This window comes from Cobetia sp. cqz5-12 (genome assembly GCF_016495405.1).
In the GTDB taxonomy this organism is placed as follows: Bacteria; Pseudomonadota; Gammaproteobacteria; order Pseudomonadales; family Halomonadaceae; genus Cobetia.
Genome location: NZ_CP044522.1, coordinates 67,339 through 87,167, shown reverse-complemented (window position 1 = coordinate 87,167; position 19,829 = coordinate 67,339). Strand labels below are relative to the sequence as shown.

18 protein-coding genes are annotated in these 19,829 nt (G+C 63.6%); 10 read left to right on the top strand and 8 right to left on the bottom strand.

Annotated features, from left to right (window positions below):
- Positions 1–12 precede the first annotated feature (12 nt).
- Positions 13–429, bottom strand: coding sequence for a PaaI family thioesterase (locus F8A90_RS00385; protein ID WP_166019064.1), 417 nt, complete (start codon positions 427–429; stop codon positions 13–15).
- Positions 430–626: 197 nt separating this feature from the next.
- Positions 627–2,807 (bottom strand): malate synthase G, encoded by a 2,181-nt coding sequence (locus tag F8A90_RS00380; RefSeq protein WP_200018384.1) that lies wholly within the window; start codon positions 2,805–2,807, stop codon positions 627–629.
- A gap of 408 nt (positions 2,808–3,215) precedes the next feature.
- On the opposite strand from F8A90_RS00380, the gene F8A90_RS00375 reads away from it, so the two are divergent.
- The 4 genes from F8A90_RS00375 to F8A90_RS00360 all read left to right on the top strand — a co-directional run bounded on the left by F8A90_RS00375 (position 3,216) and on the right by F8A90_RS00360 (position 7,052).
- Complete coding sequence (locus tag F8A90_RS00375) at positions 3,216–4,208, top strand: alpha/beta hydrolase (RefSeq protein ID WP_200018382.1); 993 nt, start codon at positions 3,216–3,218, stop codon at positions 4,206–4,208.
- Positions 4,205–4,732 carry a hypothetical protein gene (locus tag F8A90_RS00370; RefSeq protein WP_200018380.1) on the top strand — a complete coding sequence of 176 codons (528 nt, stop codon included), beginning with the start codon at positions 4,205–4,207 and terminating at the stop codon, positions 4,730–4,732. Before F8A90_RS00375 ends, F8A90_RS00370 begins: the two co-directional genes overlap by 4 nt.
- Positions 4,733–4,817: 85 nt before the next feature.
- Complete coding sequence (locus tag F8A90_RS00365) at positions 4,818–5,969, top strand: pyridoxal phosphate-dependent aminotransferase (RefSeq protein WP_200018379.1); 1,152 nt, start codon at positions 4,818–4,820, stop codon at positions 5,967–5,969.
- A 24-nt stretch (positions 5,970–5,993) separates the two neighbouring features.
- The gene (locus tag F8A90_RS00360) at positions 5,994–7,052 is read left to right on the top strand and encodes an Lnb N-terminal periplasmic domain-containing protein (protein WP_200018371.1); all 1,059 of its coding nucleotides are present in this window, start codon (positions 5,994–5,996) and stop codon (positions 7,050–7,052) included.
- A 36-nt stretch (positions 7,053–7,088) separates the two neighbouring features.
- Here the strand turns inward: F8A90_RS00360 and F8A90_RS00355 are convergent, their stop codons facing one another.
- A complete protein-coding gene (locus F8A90_RS00355) occupies positions 7,089–8,633 on the bottom strand; it encodes a YifB family Mg chelatase-like AAA ATPase (RefSeq protein ID WP_166019070.1) in 1,545 nt (514 codons plus the stop codon).
- A 1,152-nt stretch (positions 8,634–9,785) separates the two neighbouring features.
- Between F8A90_RS00355 and F8A90_RS00350 the strand changes: the two genes are divergently transcribed.
- Positions 9,786–10,064 (top strand): CBU_0592 family membrane protein, encoded by a 279-nt coding sequence (locus tag F8A90_RS00350; RefSeq protein ID WP_200018369.1) that lies wholly within the window; start codon positions 9,786–9,788, stop codon positions 10,062–10,064.
- A 93-nt stretch (positions 10,065–10,157) separates the two neighbouring features.
- Here F8A90_RS00350 and F8A90_RS00345 read toward each other — a convergent pair whose 3' ends face one another.
- A complete protein-coding gene (locus F8A90_RS00345; protein ID WP_166019071.1) occupies positions 10,158–10,532 on the bottom strand; it encodes an accessory factor UbiK family protein in 375 nt (124 codons plus the stop codon).
- Positions 10,533–10,969: 437 nt separating this feature from the next.
- On the opposite strand from F8A90_RS00345, the gene F8A90_RS00340 reads away from it, so the two are divergent.
- The 3 genes from F8A90_RS00340 to glnK all read left to right on the top strand — a co-directional run bounded on the left by F8A90_RS00340 (position 10,970) and on the right by glnK (position 13,075).
- Positions 10,970–11,308 carry a P-II family nitrogen regulator gene (locus tag F8A90_RS00340; protein ID WP_043331582.1) on the top strand — a complete coding sequence of 113 codons (339 nt, stop codon included), beginning with the start codon at positions 10,970–10,972 and terminating at the stop codon, positions 11,306–11,308.
- Positions 11,309–11,339: 31 nt separating this feature from the next.
- The gene (locus F8A90_RS00335) at positions 11,340–12,587 is read left to right on the top strand and encodes an ammonium transporter (protein ID WP_166019072.1); all 1,248 of its coding nucleotides are present in this window, start codon (positions 11,340–11,342) and stop codon (positions 12,585–12,587) included.
- A 149-nt stretch (positions 12,588–12,736) separates the two neighbouring features.
- The gene (gene glnK, locus F8A90_RS00330) at positions 12,737–13,075 is read left to right on the top strand and encodes a P-II family nitrogen regulator (protein WP_024951507.1); all 339 of its coding nucleotides are present in this window, start codon (positions 12,737–12,739) and stop codon (positions 13,073–13,075) included.
- 145 nt (positions 13,076–13,220) lie between these two features.
- On the opposite strand, the gene F8A90_RS00325 is transcribed toward glnK, so the two are convergent.
- Entirely contained in the window at positions 13,221–13,997 is a 777-nt protein-coding gene (locus tag F8A90_RS00325; protein WP_166019073.1) for a ferredoxin--NADP reductase, read from the bottom strand.
- Between the two features lie 286 nt (positions 13,998–14,283).
- Here F8A90_RS00325 and F8A90_RS00320 point away from each other — a divergent pair, with 286 nt between their 5' ends.
- Complete coding sequence (locus tag F8A90_RS00320) at positions 14,284–15,231, top strand: LysR family transcriptional regulator (protein WP_107335730.1); 948 nt, start codon at positions 14,284–14,286, stop codon at positions 15,229–15,231.
- Positions 15,232–15,376: 145 nt separating this feature from the next.
- Here the strand turns inward: F8A90_RS00320 and F8A90_RS00315 are convergent, their stop codons facing one another.
- Together F8A90_RS00315 and F8A90_RS00310 are read right to left on the bottom strand one after the other, a co-directional pair.
- A complete protein-coding gene (locus F8A90_RS00315) occupies positions 15,377–15,805 on the bottom strand; it encodes a host attachment protein (protein WP_043331587.1) in 429 nt (142 codons plus the stop codon).
- A 257-nt stretch (positions 15,806–16,062) separates the two neighbouring features.
- Positions 16,063–18,006 (bottom strand): methyl-accepting chemotaxis protein, encoded by a 1,944-nt coding sequence (locus F8A90_RS00310; protein WP_200018367.1) that lies wholly within the window; start codon positions 18,004–18,006, stop codon positions 16,063–16,065.
- A gap of 334 nt (positions 18,007–18,340) precedes the next feature.
- Here F8A90_RS00310 and F8A90_RS00305 point away from each other — a divergent pair, with 334 nt between their 5' ends.
- A complete protein-coding gene (locus tag F8A90_RS00305; protein WP_200018365.1) occupies positions 18,341–18,889 on the top strand; it encodes a hypothetical protein in 549 nt (182 codons plus the stop codon).
- A gap of 140 nt (positions 18,890–19,029) precedes the next feature.
- Here F8A90_RS00305 and F8A90_RS00300 read toward each other — a convergent pair whose 3' ends face one another.
- The gene (locus F8A90_RS00300) at positions 19,030–19,758 is read right to left on the bottom strand and encodes an amino acid ABC transporter ATP-binding protein (RefSeq protein ID WP_043331784.1); all 729 of its coding nucleotides are present in this window, start codon (positions 19,756–19,758) and stop codon (positions 19,030–19,032) included.
- Positions 19,759–19,829: the final 71 nt, after the last annotated feature.

Sequence of the window (19,829 nt, the reverse complement as noted above, 5' to 3'; positions counted from 1 at the left end):
ACGCTGCCGAGGTCAGTCATCGCTGTCCGGCAAGGTATAGGTCGCGGTCACGATGGCGACCGGGTCGGTGTCACCGTGGCTGTAAAGCTCGATCTCGCCGACAGCCAGCCGCCGGCCCAGCTTGCGAATACGCGCGGTGGCCATCAGGTCGCGGTCGCCGCGCGCGCGACGCAGAAAGTGGATGCTGAGATCACTGGTGACGGCCATCGGCTCCGGGCCGATCTCGCCGAGAATCGCGACATACAGGCAGACATCCGCCAGCGCCATCATCGTCGGTCCGGACACGCAGCTGCCAGGACGCAGGTGCTCATCCTCGATGGCCAACCCCATGGTCGCCCAGCGATCGCCGACGGCCTCGATGGTGCCCAGACGCTGGGGGAAGACTTCATCGAGGAAATCCTCGATGGCGGCGGCGCTCATCACGGGCATGACATTCTCCTCGACACACTGGGTCCGATCGCGCGGTTACGCGGTTTCTGGGGCAAGGCTAGCGGCAAATGCGGTCTCGGGAAACATGCGTCTGGCAAAATAATGGCTGGGCAATTCCTGCTCGGCGACAGACAACAACGGCGACCCAGGGTCGCCGTTGTTGTCTTCAGTGTTTCCTGCCGTCAGCCGCCCTGTGATCAGCGCGCCTGCTGCTTTTTCTCGAGACGACGGCGATGCAGGACCGGCTCGGTGTAGCCACTCGGCTGCACGCGCCCCTGGAAGACCAGCTCGCAGGCGGCCTGGAAGGCGATGGAGCCCTCGAGGTCATCCGTCATCGCCTGATAGCTGGAGTCCGCGGCATTCTGGCGGTCCACCACGCCGGCCATGCGCTCCAGCGTGTCCTGCACCTGGGCACTGTCGACGATGCCGTGATGCAGCCAGTTGGCGATGTGCTGGCTGGAGATACGCAGCGTGGCGCGGTCTTCCATCAGACCGACATCGTGGATGTCCGGTACCTTGGAGCAGCCGGTGCCGTGATCGATCCAGCGCACCACATAGCCGAGAATCCCCTGGGCATTGTTGTCCAGCTCGGCCTGGATCTCCTCGGCACTCCACTGGGGATCGAGCTCCAGCGGGATGGTCAGCAGGTCATCGAGGCTGGCACGCGGACGGCTGAGCAGATCATGCTGCACATCCTTCACCGAGACCTGGTGATAGTGCAGCGCATGCAGCACGGCGGCGGTCGGTGACGGCACCCAGGCAGTATTGGCGCCGGCGCGCGGATGGCCGATCTTCTGTTCCAGCATCGCGGCCATCAGGTCGGGCATGGCCCACATGCCCTTGCCGATCTGGGCGCGTCCACGCAGGCCGCATTCCAGGCCGACATCCACGTTCCATTTCTCATAGGCCTGAATCCAGGCGGCGCCCTTCATGTCGCCCTTGCGCAGCATCGGGCCAGCTTCCATCGAGGTGTGCATCTCGTCACCGGTGCGGTCCAGGAAGCCGGTGTTGATGAAGGCCACGCGGGAACTGGCGGCCGCGATGCAGGCCTTGAGGTTGACAGTGGTGCGGCGCTCCTCATCCATGATACCCATCTTGAGCGTGGAGCCCGGCAGCCCCAGCAGCTGCTCGACCCGCGCGAACAGCTCATCGGCGAAGGCGACTTCCTCGGGGCCATGCATCTTGGGCTTGACGATGTAGACGGAGCCGGTACGCGAGTTGCAGATGCCGCCGCGGTCCTGCTTGTCGCCCTTTAGGTCGTGCAGCGCGATCAGGCTGGTGAAGATGGCATCCATGATGCCTTCCGGTGCTTCGCTGCCGTCTTCGAGCAGGATGGCCGGATTGGTCATCAGATGGCCGACGTTGCGAATCAGCATCAGCGAGCGACCATGCAGCACGCGCGTGGTGCCATCGGCGCCGGTGTATTCGCGGTCCGCATTCAGCTTGCGCGTCATGCTGCGGCCATTCTTCTCCAGCGTCTCGGTCAGGTCGCCCTTCATCAGGCCCAGCCAGTTGCGATAGACCGTCACCTTGTCTTCGGCATCGACGGCGGCCACCGAGTCCTCGCAGTCCATGATGGTGGAGAGCGCGGCCTCCATGATCAGGTCACTGACGTTGGCGGGATCAGTCTTGCCGATGGGGTGCTCGGCATCGATCACCAGCTCGGCGTGCAGGCCGTTGTGGGCGAAGATGATCGCGCTCGGCGCGCTTTCGTCGCCGCGATAGCCGAGGAAGCGTTCCGGCGACTTGAGGCTGAGATCACGTCCTCCGGCACGCACCAGCAGATGGCCATCGCGAATCGTGTAGCCTTCGCTGTCGTGGTGACTGCCGCCAGCCAGCGGCGCGACGGTATCCAGCACCTGGCGCGCATAGGCGACGACCTTGGCGCCGCGCGCCGGGTTGTAGTCCTTGCCACGCTCGGCGCCATCTTCCTCGCTGATCGCGTCGGTGCCGTAGAGCGCATCATAGAGGGAGCCCCAGCGCGCATTGGCGGCATTCAGGGCGTAGCGGGCATTCATCACCGGCACCACCAGCTGCGGGCCGGCCTGCTGACAGATCTCGCTATCCACGAAGGCGGTGCTGGCTTCGACCGTGTTCGGCTCCGGCAGCAGATAGCCGATCTTGTGCAGAAACGCCTTGTAGGCCTCGAGGTCTACCTTGCCCGGATGCTCGCGGTGCCAGGCATCGATCTCGCTCTGCAGCTGATCGCGGGTCGCCAGCAGTTCGCGGTTGCGCGGTGCCAGTTCGTGCAGCAGTGAATCGACACCCGCCCAGAAGGTCTCCGGCGCGATCCCTGTGCCCGGCAGCGCTTCCTGCTCGATGAAACGGTGCAGGCTGGCGTCGATGGCCAGGCGCTGAAGTTGAATACGGTCGGTCATGCGTTTGCTCTCCCTGAAAACGAATCGCTGGAAACCCTCAACGGCTGACAACACTGCAAGCAGTGGTGTTCAAAAGGATTTTCGCCAGACGGCACTCACTGGCGCGGCGTTTGACGCGACTGCTGACGCGCAACTGCCCGACCAGCGTGAGCCATCGAGGCGCCGGGCAGGAAGACGCTGATACCTGCCGGGCGGGGACGAATCCCATCACCATACCCGATGGCGAGGCCGGCGAAAGGACTGCTATGACCAATGAACAAGCTCATGGAGCCCGATTACCCGCCCAGCGTTGATTCCGCGTCGCTGTTGTTGCTCGGCGACAGGCGGGGAAAACAGTGAAGAAACACTGTTCTTTGTGTAGCTCGCAGCCGCGCCAGCCGCTAGCATGGCAGCATTATGGAGATGACCATGCCCGATTTCAGTGAACTGCTCGACCACGGCCCCTTTATCCGCCTGCCTGACATGCTGCCGGGCCAGACGTCCAGTCCACTGGAGCGTTACCTGGGCCATTACGGTCTCGATGCGCTGCGCAGCGAGGACATCGCCGTGCATGCCGGCCACCTGGAGGCCGGGGGCTTTCGCCTGTGGGCCCAGCTGTGGACACCGCGCAAGCCGCGCGGCACCGTCTTCGTGGTCCACGGCTACTTCGATCACCTCGCCCTCTATCGTCATCTGCTGGCGCACCTGCTGCGCAACGGCTGGCAGGTCGCCTTGTGGGACCTGCCGGGGCACGGCCTGTCATCCGGCGAGCCCGCCTCCATCGATGACTTCGGCGACTATGTCGGCTGCCTGCAGGCCTTCCAGGATTACCTGGAAGACCACAGCCTGGCGCCGCACCCGTGGTTCGGCATCGGCCAGAGCACCGGCGGTTCGGTGCTGGCCACCGACGCCCTGATGCGCGGCGATGAATCGCGTTGGCAGGGAATCGCCCTGCTCGCACCGCTGGTACGGCCGTGGGGCTGGTCGCAGTCACGCTGGTTGCACAGCATGGCGCGCCCCTTCATCGATTCCATTCCGCGCAAGTACCGCGCGAACACCAACGATGTGGACTTCTACGAGTTTCTCAGCACCAATGATCCGCTGCAGGCTGATCGCCTCGCGGTGAAGTGGGTGACGGCGATGCGGGAATGGATTCCCCGTCTGCGCGCCCTGCCACCCTGTTCTCTGCCGACCCTGATCCTGCAGGGCGAACAGGACACCACCGTCGATTGGCAATGGAATCTCGGCGTGTTGGCCAGCAAGTTCCCCAATGCGCGCATCTACCGCCACCCCGAGGCCCAGCACCATCTGGTCAATGAAGCCGAGCCGATTCGCCAGGAGCTGTTCGCCGAGCTGGACGCCTTCCTCGATGCTCTGTCGCAGCGCCCGTCAGACCTGCCGCAGCAGGGGCGCACGGCATGATGGCCATGCATCGCCTGCCCATGCTGGCCGCGGCCCTGCTACTCTCCACGCTGGCGGGCTGCATGAGCCTGGACCAGGTGCCACGTGCCGAACGCGATCCCATCTATGGTCTCGGCCAGAGCGCGGCGCGCCTGATCGCCGAGCAGCGTTGGACTCCCCCGCTCGAGCAACAGGTATTGCTGCTCGCGCCGCCCGAGGTGGATGCCACGCTGCAGGCCAACCCGGGAGCGCTGAACGAGGCGCTGACCCGCGCACTGCTGGCGCTCAAGAACGGGCCTCAGGTGCTCAACTGGAGCACTGACCGCCCCGCCGTCGATAGCCGCCAGTGGCGTCTCGAAACCACCCTCGAGGCCAGCGGCGTCGCACTGACCTTGTCAGACCGCATCCTGCAGCCGTATCAGCTGCAGCTGACGCTGGTCCGCAGCGCCAGCGCCGAGCGCAATGAGACGCGCACCTTCACCCTGAGCGGCGCCTTCGACCAGGCAGCCCTCGAGTCACTGGCGCGCAATCCTCCTGAGCCCTGAGCTTCAAGCCCTGAGCCCTGCTGCGCCGGAGCCACTCGCCACCCTTGATGCGCCCTTTATCGTTTTCTGCTTTTCCGGAGCCAACATGACCACCGCCAGTCCCCGTCGCTTTCTTGCCCACCTCTATCAGGATGGGCCGCATAACCCGTTCCCCGGCATCAAGGCGCTGGAACGCAGACTGGGACACGCGCTGCCGTATCAGTATGGCTCCAACGAAGGGCTCGACATGCCGCACCATACGCTGGGTGGCGCGCTGGGCACTGCGCTGGCCGACCTGAGTCGCAGCTATGCCGACGCCGATGCCTGGCAACTGCGCCAGCAACTGGCTGAGCGTCTGGGAGTCGCGTACGAGAACCTGCTGGTCGACGCCGGTGCCGACAGCCTGCTGGCACTGGTGATGCGCGCCACCGTCTGTGCGGGCGAGTGCGTGATCACCAGCGCCGGCACCTATCCGACCCTGGCGTACTTTGCCCGCGGGCTGGGTGCCGAGGTCATCGAGGTGCCCTACGACGAGAGCTTCGCCACGGCTGATGACACCTCATCGTCGCGACTGGCACCGGACCTCGCGGCGCTGCTCGCTGCGGCAAGGCAACACGATGCCCGCGTCGTCTATCTCGCCAACCCTGACAACCCCAGCGGCCATCTGCATTCTGACGCCGATGTACGCGCCCTGTGCGACGCCCTGCCGGAGAACTGCAGCCTGCTGCTGGACGAGGCCTATCACGACTTCCGCCCGGATGCCGCCCACGCCGACCATGCGCCGATGGCGCGCACCTTCCGTCTGCGCACCTTCTCCAAGGCCTATGGCCTGGCGGGCCTGCGTCTCGGCTTCATGATCGCCGAGCCCGAGGACATCGCTCTGCTGAACAAGGTGCGTATCCACTACGCCGTGAGTGCACCGGCGCTGGCGGCAGGTGAGCTACTGCTGGCGCACCCTGAAGAGGCGGCAGCGCATGTCGCCGGCGTCATCGATTGTCGCGATCGTCTCGCCGAGCATCTGCGCTCGCTGGGCGCGGAAGTCCTGCCCAGCGCGACCAACTTCCTCTGCGTGCGCCTCAAGAGCGCCGAGCTGGCAGCGCAAGTGCAACAGCAACTGATGGCTCAGGGCGTGCTGATCACTCGCTCCCCGCATCCTTCGCTTGGCCACATCCTGCGTATCTCGACACTCGAAGACAGTCTGGTGCCGGGCCGTCTCGCGCGTCTCGAGCAGGCCATCGCCGAAGAGCGCCGTTCATGAACCATTTAGCGTGAGGGCCTCGCGATGACGTTGGCAAGCCTCGCGGCCCGCGCCATGGGCAGCCTCGCCGTGGTGGGCGCGAGCCTCTGGCTGGTGCCCGCACTGTGGTTCCGGCTGCCGGGGCCGGAAGGCCTGCGCACCATCGTGGCTGCTCTCGCAGCGGTGCTGAGTCTCGTGTGCGTGATTGCCCTGTGGTGGCCGCAGGCCAGCGCGATTCGCTGGCGGCTGATGGGCTGCTACCTGATGCTGCTGGTCGCAAGCCTTGCCTGGTGGGCCAGCATCACGCCTCGGGCGGACCGCGACTGGGCGCCGGAGGTAGCGCATCTGGTCGAGGGGCAGGTGGTCACGCCAGCACGGGACGAGGCTGCCACCCAGGGTGAAGTGCTGCATCTCGAGCAGGTACGCAATTTCGTGTGGCACAGCATTGAGAATTACACGCCGCGCTGGGAAAGCCGCGACTATCCGCTGGAGGAGCTGACCTCGGTGGACCTGCTGACCAGTCACTGGATGGGCCCGCAGATCGCCCATACGCTGGTCAGCTTCGGCTTTGCCGATGGCCGCTATCTGGCCTTCTCGGTGGAGATCCGCAAGGAGCGCACCGAGCAGTTCTCGACCCTCGGCGGCATGTTCAAGCAGTACGAACTGGCGGTGATCGCCGCCGACGAACGCGACATCATCCGCGTGCGCAGCAACGTGCGCGGCGAGCAGGTACACCTCTATCGGGTGCAGATGCCGCGCGAGATGATCCGCGAGCTGCTGCTGGCCTACGTCGACGAAGCCGAGGCATTGCGCACTCAGCCACGCTTCTACAACACCGCCACCAGCAACTGCACCACCCTCGTCTACGCGATGATGACGCGCCTGACCGACGGCCTGCCGCTGGACTACCGCCTGCTGCTCTCAGGCTATCTGCCGGAATATGTCGCGGACCAGGACGCCCTGAGTGACGCTGCCCCCTTCGCGGAACTCAAGGCCAGCAGCCTGATCAGCCCCGCCGCCATCGCCGCCGACAATCATCCGGACGGCGACTTCTCACGCCTGATTCGTGAAGGCATTCCCGGCGCGGACAGGCCCTCCTACTGAACCCTCGCAGAGTGCCGAGAACATGATCCGGTGGCATCAGGCGCTGCGCTGCTGGGCGCTAGCACCCGGGCGAGCCGGGTCCCTGCCCATCATGCGGTCCAGCTGGCGATAACCGATGGCCTCCATCAGCTGGGGCCGCTGCACACCGTCCTGGTCGATCAGATCACTCAGTGTCAGCGCGACACGCAGCACCCGGTGATAGGCGCGCGCCGAGAGATTGAGCCGTGACAGTACGCCGGCCAGCCACTGGCGCTCGCCGTCTTCCAGCTGACAGGCGGCTTCCAGCGCGTGGGTATCCAGATGGGCATTCAGGCCGCCGCGTGCCAATTGGCGCGCGCGGGCTGCCAGCACCCGTTCGCGCACGCCGGCCGAGGCCTCGCCAGGAGTGGCGGACGTCAACTCCTCGGCGGGCAGGCCCGGCACCTCGACCTGCAGGTCGATACGGTCCAGCAACGGGCCGGACAGACGCGCCTGATAGCGCTGGATCTGCGCCGGCGTGCAGCTGCAATTGCGGCGACTGTCACCGAGGTAGCCGCAGGGGCAGGGATTCATCGCCGCGACCAGCTGGAAGCGCGCCGGGAAACGGCGTTGATGGCTGGCGCGCGAGATCAGAATACGACCGCTCTCCAGCGGCTCGCGCATCACTTCGAGCACGCCGCGGTCGAACTCCGCCAGCTCATCCAGAAACAGCACGCCATGATGCGCCAGCGACACCTCGCCCGGGCGCGGCTTGGAGCCACCGCCCACCAGCGCGACCCCACTGGCCGTATGGTGCGGAGCACGGAATGGCCGCTGGCCCCAGCGCTCCATGATCGGCAGACCACATACCGAGCGCACCGCAGCGACTTCCAACGCTTCTCCCTCGCCCAGTGGCGGCAGGATGCCGGACAGGCGACTGGCCAGCATCGTCTTGCCGGTGCCCGGCGGGCCAGCAAATAGCAGGTTGTGACCGCCGGCCGCGGCGATCTCCAATGCCCTGCGCGCCTGATGCTGGCCACGCACTTCGCTCAGGTCGGGCTCCGGCAGACGCGCCTGGGGGATGATCGAGCACACATGCGGCGTGAGGCGCTCGCGCCCCAGCAGGTGGGCCACCAACTCCAGCAGATGGCCCACCGCCAATACCTCCAACTCCTCGGCGAGCGCCGCCTCGTCGGCATTGCCGCGCGGTACCACCAGCGTCCGCCCCGCCTTGCGACAACAGAGTGCGGCTGGCAGCACGCCGGTGACGGCACGGATGCTGCCATCGAGCGCCAGCTCGCCGAGGCACTCCATCGCTGCCACGGCCTCTTCCGGTATCTGCCCGGAGGCGACCAGAATCCCCAGCGCAATCGGCAGATCGAAGCGACCGCCTTCCTTGGGGAGGTCCGCTGGCGCCAGATTGAGCGTGATACGGCGCGCCGGAAATTCGAAGCCGGCATTGAGCAGCGCACTGCGCACCCGCTCGCGACTCTCCTTCACCGCCGCTTCCGGCAAGCCGACGATGGACAGACCCGGCAAGCCGTTGGAGAGGTGTACCTCCACCTGAACTTCCGGTGCCTCGAGACCAAGTGACGCGCGCGTGCGCAACATTGCCAATGACATGAGTCTTCCCTGCGTGATGCCGCCTCTCAGTTGCACGGCGCAATCGGAGCAGGCACTGGCCTGCCATGAGCGCGAAGGCACACACCGCTGCCAACCCTCCCAGCATGGCAAACCTCATACTCCCCAGAAGGCGAGCGCCTCAACGCTTGGACACTCGACAATTGCCGCAAGGCTTCGCATACCACCACGACACGGCCATGCGCCGCCTGTAAATACGTATTCCGGCGACAATATTCGCCGCTATTTCGTAACTTCCATTACGCCCCATACTCACGCAATTACTGAATACGTAACACACAAACAGACTGTGGATAACATTACATAATCATCGATTGTGGACATTTTTTGAGCGCTCAAAACTTCAGCATTCAAGGCACCGACACCAACGATGAACAAGCGAGCCAACGCCAGACCAGGCAACCCACAGCCCGACCTCAACTCACAAGCACCAGCCAACAGAAATTAAACCCAATAAGCGCAGGCAGGGTACTTGGACACTCGACTCAGTCGAGCGATGAAAGCCATATCAGAGACAAGATTGAGCCAGAAGAGCTCATGAGGCGCCTGACGGGGAGGGATCAGATAAGGCGCAAGCACTGCACTCGAAGAATTTGCACGAGCATCGAGTCGTTGATGCTCAGGGTCTGGAGTCTCAGGCCCTGGCGCTTGGTGACGGCCTACTGCTGCCTGGTGATTGAGAGCGTCTGGCGCCCTGCAGCTGTGACTACGTCTGCCATTTCAGCTTCACGCGCCGCGACGCGCCCGGGGATGGCGAGGCGGATCGCTCGCTGACATGGCCAACAAACGCTCATGGCGAATTAAAAGTAGCGGTTGTGACAGTACTTTCCACGCAAAAGCGCCTGTTTTGGCGCATTTCAGCGCCAGCAGACGCCACACGGGCATGGTGTGGGGCCGACTCGCTACCTGCCTGCACCAAGAAAGTGCTCATACAGGGGCGATAGCGTCCTCGAGAGAGCCACAAGAGTGCCGCCAGACCGGGACTGCGGTATATTTGATCGGTTGTCCCGGCCTGGCCGCGACGACCGCCAAGCTGTCTCACGGAACGCCGCCGATGCGCGGCAGAGAATCGTCCAACCCACGGAAAGGGCCAGCCATTCAGGACGACTTCGGCTTGTTTCAGGAGCACTACCCATGCAAGACATGCTTGCCCCGCTGGCACCCCTGGCGGATGTGATCGGCATGCTAGGCACCACTCTGGTCGTCGGCGCCTTCTTCCTGCTGCAGATAGGCAGACTCGATGCCCGCAGCCTGACCTACAACCTGATGAATCTGAGCGGGGCGATCCTGCTGTTGATCAGCCTGTGCATCAATTTCAACCTCGCCAGCTTCGTGATCGAGGTCTTCTGGATCATCGCGTCTGTGGTAGGTCTGGTACGCTGGATGCTGGGCACTCGACCCCAGACTGCCTGAGGCCGCTCCCGGAATCAGCGGCGCCCATGACGCAAAAAACCGCCACGCCCCGAAAGGGCGTGGCGGTTTTGATTCAGCCGTCACCTGAGGGGGTCAGGCGTCGCGCTGGCGCTCGATCTCCGCGGCGTGACTGGCGGCTTCACGCTTCGCTACCGCGGCTTCCCCCTCATCATCCACTGGCGTGGCGGGCTCGGCTGCCGGCACGTTGCCCGCCACCAGCCCCTGCTTCTCCAGCAGTGCCTCAAGGGCGATGACCTGCTTTTCCAGCGACTCGACGCGGCTGCGCGTGCGCGTCAGCACATCCATCATGATGTCGAAGTCTTCACGCGAAACCAGTTCCATGCGGTCGAAGGCACCGCGCATCACCCCTTGCACGGACTTCTGCAACTCTTCCGGGCCATGCGAGGCATCCTGCAGGCGCTCACCGATCTGCTGGGCCATACGCCCGATGACGTCATTCTTGAACATGCTGCACCTCAGCCGTTGCGGGCCGGCAGCCGCGTCGTGCGGACTGCCGGTCAGAAAATGATGACACCCCTGTACATGGGGCCGTCGTGTCCTGCTGCAAGGATACGCAACCCTGGAGACGGGTGCATGCCCCGCATCGTCCTGCACCAGACAATCCTCATCGGCAGGCACACATCTGCACCACATTAGCACTTGCCCCCACACCCAAAGGCGCAGAAACAGCACCATTACGGTGCATGCCAGGTGACCTTCGGATTCAGCCATCTTTGCACAGGCCGAAAGACTGTCAGCCATCCTGCGATAACCAGATGAGTTACAAGGATTTTCAGCCGCATGGCACATCTCGTGCGATGCACTTGTCAGGAACAGGCCGCCAGCTCATCTGACTGGCCATGCTTAACAAGAATGATCATTCCGGTAGCGAACGGGGGCAGCACATGAAACTGATCACCGCCATCATCAAACCCTTCAAGTTGGACGACGTGCGAGAAGCACTGGCCGACAACGGCGTGCAGGGGATTACCGTCACCGAAGTGAAGGGCTTCGGACGTCAGAAGGGGCACACCGAGCTGTATCGCGGTGCCGAGTACGTCGTCGACTTCCTTCCCAAGGTCAAGATTGAAGTGGCTGTCGATGACAGCAGTGTGGAATCGGTACTGGACGCCATCACCCAGGCGGCCAACAGCGGCAAGATCGGCGACGGCAAGCTGTTCGTCACTCCGCTGGACGATGTCATCCGTATCCGCACCGGTGAACGCGGCGCCGACGCTGTCTGAGCCCCGCGCACAATAACAAGGAGAACCCCGCATGAACGAGATCATCGAGGTCAAGTACGCACTTGATACCTTCTACTTCCTGGTCTGTGGCGCCCTGGTGCTATGGATGGCAGCCGGCTTTGCCATGCTCGAGGCCGGTCTGGTCCGCGCCAAGAACACCACCGAGATCCTGACCAAGAACGTGGCGCTGTTCGCCATCGCCTGCACCATGTACATGGTCGTCGGTTACCACATCATGTACTCGAGCGCCGAAGGCGGCTTCCTGCCGAGCCTGGGCTTCCTGATCGGTGCCGAGAATACCGCTGAGGAAGCGATCGCTTCCGGTGGCGACATCTACTACAGCGCACGTTCCGACTTCTTCTTCCAGGTCGTGTTCGTGGCTACCGCCATGTCCATCGTCTCCGGTGCGGTCGCCGAGCGCATGAAGCTGTGGGCCTTCCTGGCCTTCGCCGTGGTCATGACCGGCGTCATCTATCCTGTGCAGGGTTACTGGACCTGGGGCGGCGGCTTCCTGAGCGCAGCGGGCTTCAGCGACTTCGCCGGCTCCGGCATCGTGCACATGGCCGGCGCATCCGCCGCTCTGGCAGGCGTGCTGCTGCTGGGCGCTCGCAAGGGCAAGTACGGCAAGAACGGCGAGATCAATGCCATCCCGGGCGCCAACCTGCCGCTGGCCACGCTGGGTACCTTCATCCTGTGGCTGGGATGGTTGGGCTTCAACGGCGGCTCCGAGCTGGTGCTGTCCAACATCGATGAGGCCAACGCGGTCGCTCAGGTCTTCGTCAACACCAATGCCGCTGCCTGTGGTGGTGTCATCGCCGCGCTGATCCTCGCCCGTCTGTGGTTCCGCAAGGCTGACCTGACCATGGCCCTCAACGGCGCGCTGGCTGGCCTGGTTGCCATCACCGCTGGCCCGCTGGCACCGAGCGTCGGTGCTGCCACCCTGATCGGCGCCGTCGGCGGTCTGCTGGTCGTGTTCTCCATCGTCGGTCTCGACAAGCTGAAGATCGATGATCCGGTCGGCGCCATCTCCGTGCACGGTGTGGTCGGCCTCTGGGGTCTGCTGGCCGTGCCGCTGACCAATGACGATGCCACCTTCTCCGCACAGCTGCTGGGCGCCGCCTCCATCTTCGCCTGGGTGTTCATCGCAAGCTTCGTGGTGTGGCTGATCATCAAGGCCATCATGGGGATTCGCGTCAGCGAGGAAGAAGAATACGAAGGTGTGGATCTGGCCGAATGTGGTATGGAGGCCTATCCGGAATTCACCTCCAGCCGCAAGTAAGCCTGATCGCGACAGCACCTGCACCATCAAGACTCCCGCCACCTGGCGGGAGTCTTTTTTCCTGACTGGATAAGCGGTGTATGCTTGAGTCAGAGACCGGCGTGACGAGCAGGCCTCGTTACCCGCACCATCACCCAAGGAGAGAGACGATGAAACTGGTCACTGCCATCATCAAGCCATTCAAGCTCGACGACGTGCGCGAATCCCTGTCGGAGATTGGCGTGCAGGGTATCACCGTGACCGAGGTCAAGGGATTCGGCCGCCAGAAGGGCCACACCGAGCTGTATCGGGGTGCCGAGTACGTGGTCGACTTCCTTCCCAAGGTGAAGCTGGAAGTCGCGGTGGATGACGCCATGATCGATTCCGTGATCGAGGCGATCACCAATGTCGCCAACACCGGCAAGATCGGCGACGGCAAGATCTTCGTCTCACCGCTGGAGCAGGTCATTCGCATCCGTACCGGCGAGACCGGCAAGGACGCCGTCTGAGCCTCTGGCGCAAGCCCCTGGCACTGACGTGCTGCCCCCACGGGTGACATGAGCACACAAAAAACCGCAGGCCATCGGCCTGCGGTTTTTTCGTTTCAGCACTTGTCGCTCATAAGTGATCTTCGCGAATCACTTCTCGACCTGATCATTTCTCGACAAAGGCACGCTCGATCACGTAGTCACCCGGCACGCCCATCTTCGGCGAGATGGCGAAGCCGCGCGCATCCAGCATGGCGCTGATGTCGTCGAGCATCGCCGGGCTGCCACAGATCATGGCGCGATCGCGCTTCGGGTCCAGCGGCGGCAGGCCGATGTCCTCGAACAGCTTGCCGTTCTCGACCAGGTCCGTGATGCGACCCTGGTTGCGGAACTCCTCGCGCGTCACGGTCGGGTAGTAGATCAGCTTCTCGGCGATCTCTTCGCCAAGATACTCGTGCTTGGGCAGCTCTTCCGCGATCATGTCGGCATAGGCCAGCTCTGAGACATGGCGCACGCCGTGCATCAGGATGATCTTGTCATAGCGCTCATAGGTTTCCGGGTCCTGGATGACGCTCAGGAAGGGCGCCAGGCCCGTACCGGTGGAGAACAGGTAAAGGTTCTCGCCCGGCAGCAGGTCGTCCAGTACCAGCGTGCCTGTCGGCTTGCGGGATACCATGATCTGATCGCCCGGCTGCAGGTGCTGCAGGCGTGAGGTCAGCGGGCCGTCCTGCACCTTGATGGAGAAGAACTCGAGGTGCTCCTCGTAGTTCGGGCTGGCGATCGAGTAGGCGCGCATCAGCGGCTTGCCGTCGACTTCCAGGCCGATCATCACGAACTGGCCGTTCTTGAAGCGCAGGCTGTCTTCACGCTGAGTGCGGAAGCTGAACAGCGAATCGTTCCAGTGATGGACGTCGATGACTTCGGTTGTGGTCAGACTGCTCACCTGATGGCCTCCCGGGGCATGGCCCCTCGAATTCTATATTTTCTATTGGAATAAGCAAATAACAGCTTATACCCCAATGAACTATGCAGCGATTGTAGTCACTGCAGGGTTATGCGTTAAATGGTTTATCTGGATATAGGTTATCTAGTTTACCAATATTGGTTGCGAATGAATCGCATTTCAACCTCGGTCTTGCAGAGTTCGCCCGCTCTGACGGCGAATCCTGCGTTGCGTTCACTTTCGCCTCCTCATCTCTGTCCCTTCACTGCATGCCCCGGGAGGTCGAATGCGCTACAGCCTTCGCCAGCTGGCCGTCTTCGTGGCGGTCGCGCGGCATGACAATGTCTCGCTGGCCGCCGACAGCCTGGCCATGTCGCAATCAGCGGCCAGCACCGCACTGGCCGAGCTGGAGCGCCAGTTCGATTGTCGGCTGTTCGATCGGCACGGCAAGCGCCTGCGGCTCAATGGCCTGGGGCGTGAGCTTTTGCCCAAGGCGATCGCGCTGCTGGACCAGGCCGAGGAGCTGGAGCAACTGCTCGGTCAGCAGGATGCCACCGGCTCGCTGGAGATCGGCGCGACGCTGACCATCGGCAACTATCTGGCACCTCAGATCATCGGTGACTTTCTGCACCATCACCCTGCCAGCCGCGTCGAACTGCACGTGCACAACACCCATCAGCTGATCGACAAGCTGGTGCACTTCGAACTGGACATCGGACTGGTGGAAGGCGAGGTGGAGCATCCGCTGCTGGAGGCGACCCACTGGGTCAGTGATCGGCTGAGCATCTTCTGCGCGCCGTCACACCCGCTGGCACAGGGTGAGGTCACGCTTGAGCGCCTGCTGGCGGCACGCTGGATCATGCGCGAGCGTGGCTCCGGCACACGCGGCACCTTCGAGCAGGCATTGCGTCCACATCTGGACGGGCCTTCGACCAGCGTCTCCCAGCGCCTCGACATCATGCTGGAGCTGGAACACACCGAAGCCATCAAGCGCGCCGTGGAAGCGGGGCTTGGCATCGGCTGCATCTCGCGCCTCGCGCTGCGAGATGCCTTTCGACGCGGCAGCCTCGTCGAGCTGCCCACTCCATGGCTGGAGCTGACCCGCGCCTATCGCTTCGTCCACCATCGTGATCGCTTCATCACTCAGGCAATGCGCGAATTCGTCGCCGGCTGCCGCAACCTGAGCGGCAGCGCCTCACGCAGTGACGAGATCATCCTGCCGCAGGTGCCGTGATTCGCACACGTCTTGCCATTGGCAACCGAACCCGATGTCACGAGCCTTTATGAAATGAGGGTCACAACAATAGTGACCGCTCACATACAGACGCCGCCAGCGTTTCCGCTGGCGGCGTCCAGATCTCTAGGCGAAGGGGGTGTGATCAGTGAGTCAGGCCGGTGAAACGTGCCTTGATCTCATCAGCGCTCTCGTGGGAGAGGTCCTTGTCGACGGTTTCCGTCACCAGCTTGGCGACCGGCTTGTCGAGCTTGTCGCGCAGCGCACCCAGGAACTTGGGAGCAGCGGCGATGATCAACTGATCGAACTTGCCGTCATTGGCCGTCTGCTTGAGGTATTGCGCGACTTCCTTGGCGAAGAAGTCCTGATGCTTGTCAGAGGTCGCGCCGTCATCGCCAGTCTGATGCAGGCTGCCATGACCGCCGCTGGATTCCCCCTTGCCACCGGTTCTCAGGTCACCGGTATGCTGGCGGCTTTCAGGATGTACGAGGCTTTCCACTTCGGTGACCTTGCCAGCGGCACGGGCAAAGATACGTGCACGTGCGGCGTCGGCAGCAACGATGTAAGTAACCATTTACACACTCCCTGTCTCTCGTGAGGCGTCGTTGATGAAGAATGACGATCATCGCTTCGCTTTCAATTGACTACATGCTGGCACCCTTGCGCACATTCAACCCTTGCCGCTCATTTCCCGCACACCGCCCCGCCAGCCCGCTCCCCCTGTAGATCGACAAGGCCGCCGATAACCAGAAACGCCAGGACCGCCCCGAAGGGCGGCCCTGGCGTCTGGTGCCTGTCACTTGCGACTGACAGGCCCGCGTGCTGACGGCCTTACCAGGCTTGCCAATCCAGCTCCTCCGTTGCGACGGGTCTGGCAGCGCGGGGGCTGGAGTCCTGTGCGGAGAGAGTGCCTGCGCTGCGCGGCGCCATTGCCGGCGGCTGCGCAGGGCCATCCAGACGGAAGCGGCCCACCATCTCGGCCAGACGCGCCGACTGCTCGGAAAGCGCATCCGCGGCCGCGGCGGATTCCTCGACCAGCGCCGCATTCTGCTGCGTCACCTGGTCCAGCTCGGCCACGGCACTGGAGACCTGTCCGACACCGTGATTCTGCTCCTGGGTGGCATGGCTGATCTCGCCGATCACCTCACTGACACGCATGACGCTGGCGACGATCTCGTTCATGGTGCTGCCGGCCACCCTGACCTGTTCGGCACCATTACGCGTGCGCTCATTGGCGGAGCTGATCAGCGTGGCGATTTCCCGCGATGCCTCGGAAGAGCGCTGGGCGAGGGTACGCACCTCACCGGCCACCACCGCGAAGCCACGCCCCTGCTCGCCGGCGCGGGCTGCCTCGACGGAGGCATTCAATGCCAGCAGGTTGGTCTGGAAGGCGATGGAATCCATGACACTGACGATCTCGGTGATCTTGCGCGAGTCGTCATCGATGCCCTGCATGGTGGTAACGACCTCTCCGATCACCTCGCCACCGCGACGCGCGACCTCACTGGCCGACTTGGCCAGCCCGTCAGCTTCATGTGCGGAGTCCGCGGACTGGGCGACGGTACCGGAGATCTGCTCCATCGAGGCCGAGGTTTCCTGCAGATTGGCCGCCGCCTGCTCGGTACGTGATGACAGATCCTGGCTGCCCTGGCTGATCTCGGCGGCGGCGGTCTGCACCGCACCACTGGCGAGACGAATCTCGCTGAGCACGCCATTGAGAGTCGAGACGAAGCGATTGAAAGCATTGCCGATCTCGGCGACTTCATCACGCCCGCTGACCTGAATGCGTCGCGTGAGATCGCCCTCGCCCGCGGCGATATCCACCAGCGCATCACGCACCAGCGCCAGGCCGCGCAGACTGCGGTTGGCGATCCACGACATCACGGCAGCGGCTCCCAGCAACACCAGCAGCGTCATGGCCAGCGTGGTCCACAGCTGGGCATAAAGCGGTGCATCCGAGTCCGCCACATCCAGGGCCAGCGCCAGACGCCAACCGGTGTCTCCCAGCCCTGCCGAATCCAGCTCGGCACTGAACATGCGGTAATCACGCTGCTGGATATCGACCACCAGTGCCGACTGGCCAGCGGCCACCAGGCGATTGCTGCTGGCCAGGGTCTCGGGCGTCAGGGCCGCTGCGAGTACACTCATCGGCTTGAGCACCAAGGCATCATCCGGGTGGGCGATCAGCGTGCCGGTATCGTCGATCAGAAAGGCGAAGCTGTTGGGCGTCGGCGAGAGCTCGGCGACCGTCCGGGTGATGAACGCCAGCGGCAGATCACCACTGACCACGGCGACCAGCCGTGAGCCGCGATAGATCGGCGCCGCCACGCTGATCTCCAGCTCGCCACTGGTGGCTCCGACATAGGGCGCCGTGATGACGGGCTTGCCGGCCGCCACCGCCGCCTGATACCAGCCACGTTGGCGCGGGTCATACCCTGCCCGCCCCGGGCGACCATCGAAGTAACGGAAACGACCATCCGGGAAGCCGACATAGGTCTTGCTGAAGTCGCCCTGCTTCATCGCCTGGGTCAAGGCGGCATCGGGGAAGCTCTCGAGGCTACTGGCCGCGATGCCGCTCACCGCATTGATATGCACGCTGAACCACTGGCTCAGCTGGGCGGCGTTCGATCTCAGCACCTGTTGCTGGTAGTCGCTCTCATCGGCATGCGTATTGCGGAACGTGGTCCAGGCATTCAGGCTGCTGACGACCACCAGCGCCACCAGCACTATCGCCACACAGGCTAACGTGATGCGCGCACGTAACGAGGCAAACATCGCCACTCCTTGGTTCGAATCCATCGGGAAGGGGACCGGGGGCACCAGCGCAGAGCGCGTTGGTCTGCCCTCGGTGGCAAGGCATGCAGGCATGCGGTGTACCGGCGTCATCATCGGTACGTGCCGCCCTCTGTATCGGCATGCCCGGCCTTTCCTTTACCCCGCCAGCCGCACGCGACGCTCCTTCAGAACCGCCAGTACCGACACGGCCGTCGCGACTCCCGGACATGACGTCGATGGCGAAGTGCGTGCTAACATCCGCCCAACGCGGGGTGCCGCCTGCCCTTCTGCCACCGCTCCCCTCATCCTGTGGTCTTTTCTCGGAGAAGTTTCGATGCGCAATCTGCTCCTGATGCGCCGCCCGCTGCCCCGGCGCGTGCTGGTCACCGCTCACCTGATGCTGCAGCTGGGATTGCTGGCGGCTGCCAGCGGCTGGACGCTGCAGCACCTGACGCCCATCGGGCCTGACAATTCGCTGGTCGCGCAGTGGCCGGTACTGGCGCAGGGTGTCGGCGGTTTCCTGCTGGCCTTCGTGATGACGCGCCTGCTGTTCGAGTTGCTGATGGCGCCGCATCACCTGCTGAGCATCCGCGGGGCCAATCACGCGCTGGATGCCGCGGCGCTGGTGACGCGCTCCATCTCGCGCCGCCCGGCGGTGCATGACAATGACGACAGCTGGGTCGGCAAGCCGCGCAGCGTCACCTGGCCGCGCGAAGGCGAAGATGCTCCCGCTGCCACAGCGGCGACGGCGACATCTGCCGATACACCTGCCGCTGCATCGCCCAAGGCCGTTGCCAAGCCGCAGGAGCCAAGTCTGGGCAGCGATGAAGAGCTGCCAGACACCCGCAGCAGCGAAGTACGCCGCACCGAGCCCAGCCTCTGATTGATCTCCCTATTCACAGAGATCCAGCAAGAGTGAGTACCCACTGACTGCCTTGCGACTCACACGAAAACGCCCCGCGTGATGGAAACCACGCGGGGCGTTGTCTTTTTCGGCTTACATCATCCGATCAGTTCGTGGCCTCAATGTCCCAGAATCTGGCTGAGGAACAGCTGAGTCCGCTCGGATTGCGGGTTGTTGAAGAACGGCTCCGGCGCGTTCTCTTCGATGATCTGGCCCTGATCCATGAAGATGACGCGGTCGGCGACGGTCTTGGCGAAGCCCATTTCATGGGTCACGCACAGCATGGTCATGCCTTCATTGGCCAGTTCGACCATGACATCCAGCACTTCCTTGATCATCTCCGGGTCCAGCGCCGAGGTCGGCTCATCGAACAGCATCACCTCGGGGCTCAGACACAGCGAGCGCGCGATCGCCACACGCTGCTGCTGGCCGCCGGACAGCTGACCGGGGAACTTGTGGGCCTGATCGGCGATACGCACGCGCTCCAGGTACTTCATGGCTTCCGCTTCCGCCTCGCGGCGCGGCCGCTTCTGCACCCAGATCGGCGCCAGACAGCAGTTCTCGAGCACCGTCAGATGCGGGAACAGGTTGAAGTGCTGGAACACCATGCCGACGTTGCGACGGATCGCCTCGATCTGCTTGATGTCCTGGGTCAGCGGCATGCCGTTGACCACGATATCGCCTTCCTGATGCTCCTCGAGATGATTGATGCAGCGGATCATCGTTGACTTGCCGGAACCAGACGGGCCACAGATGACGATACGTTCGCCCTTGCGCACGCTCAGGTTGATGTCACGCAGCACGTGGAAGTCGCCGTACCACTTGTTGAGGCCCTTGAGCTCGATCATCGGGCGCTCATCGGCGCCGGTGTTGCCCTGCGAGGCGGATGTTGTCGTTGTCATGATGAAGATTCCTTGGC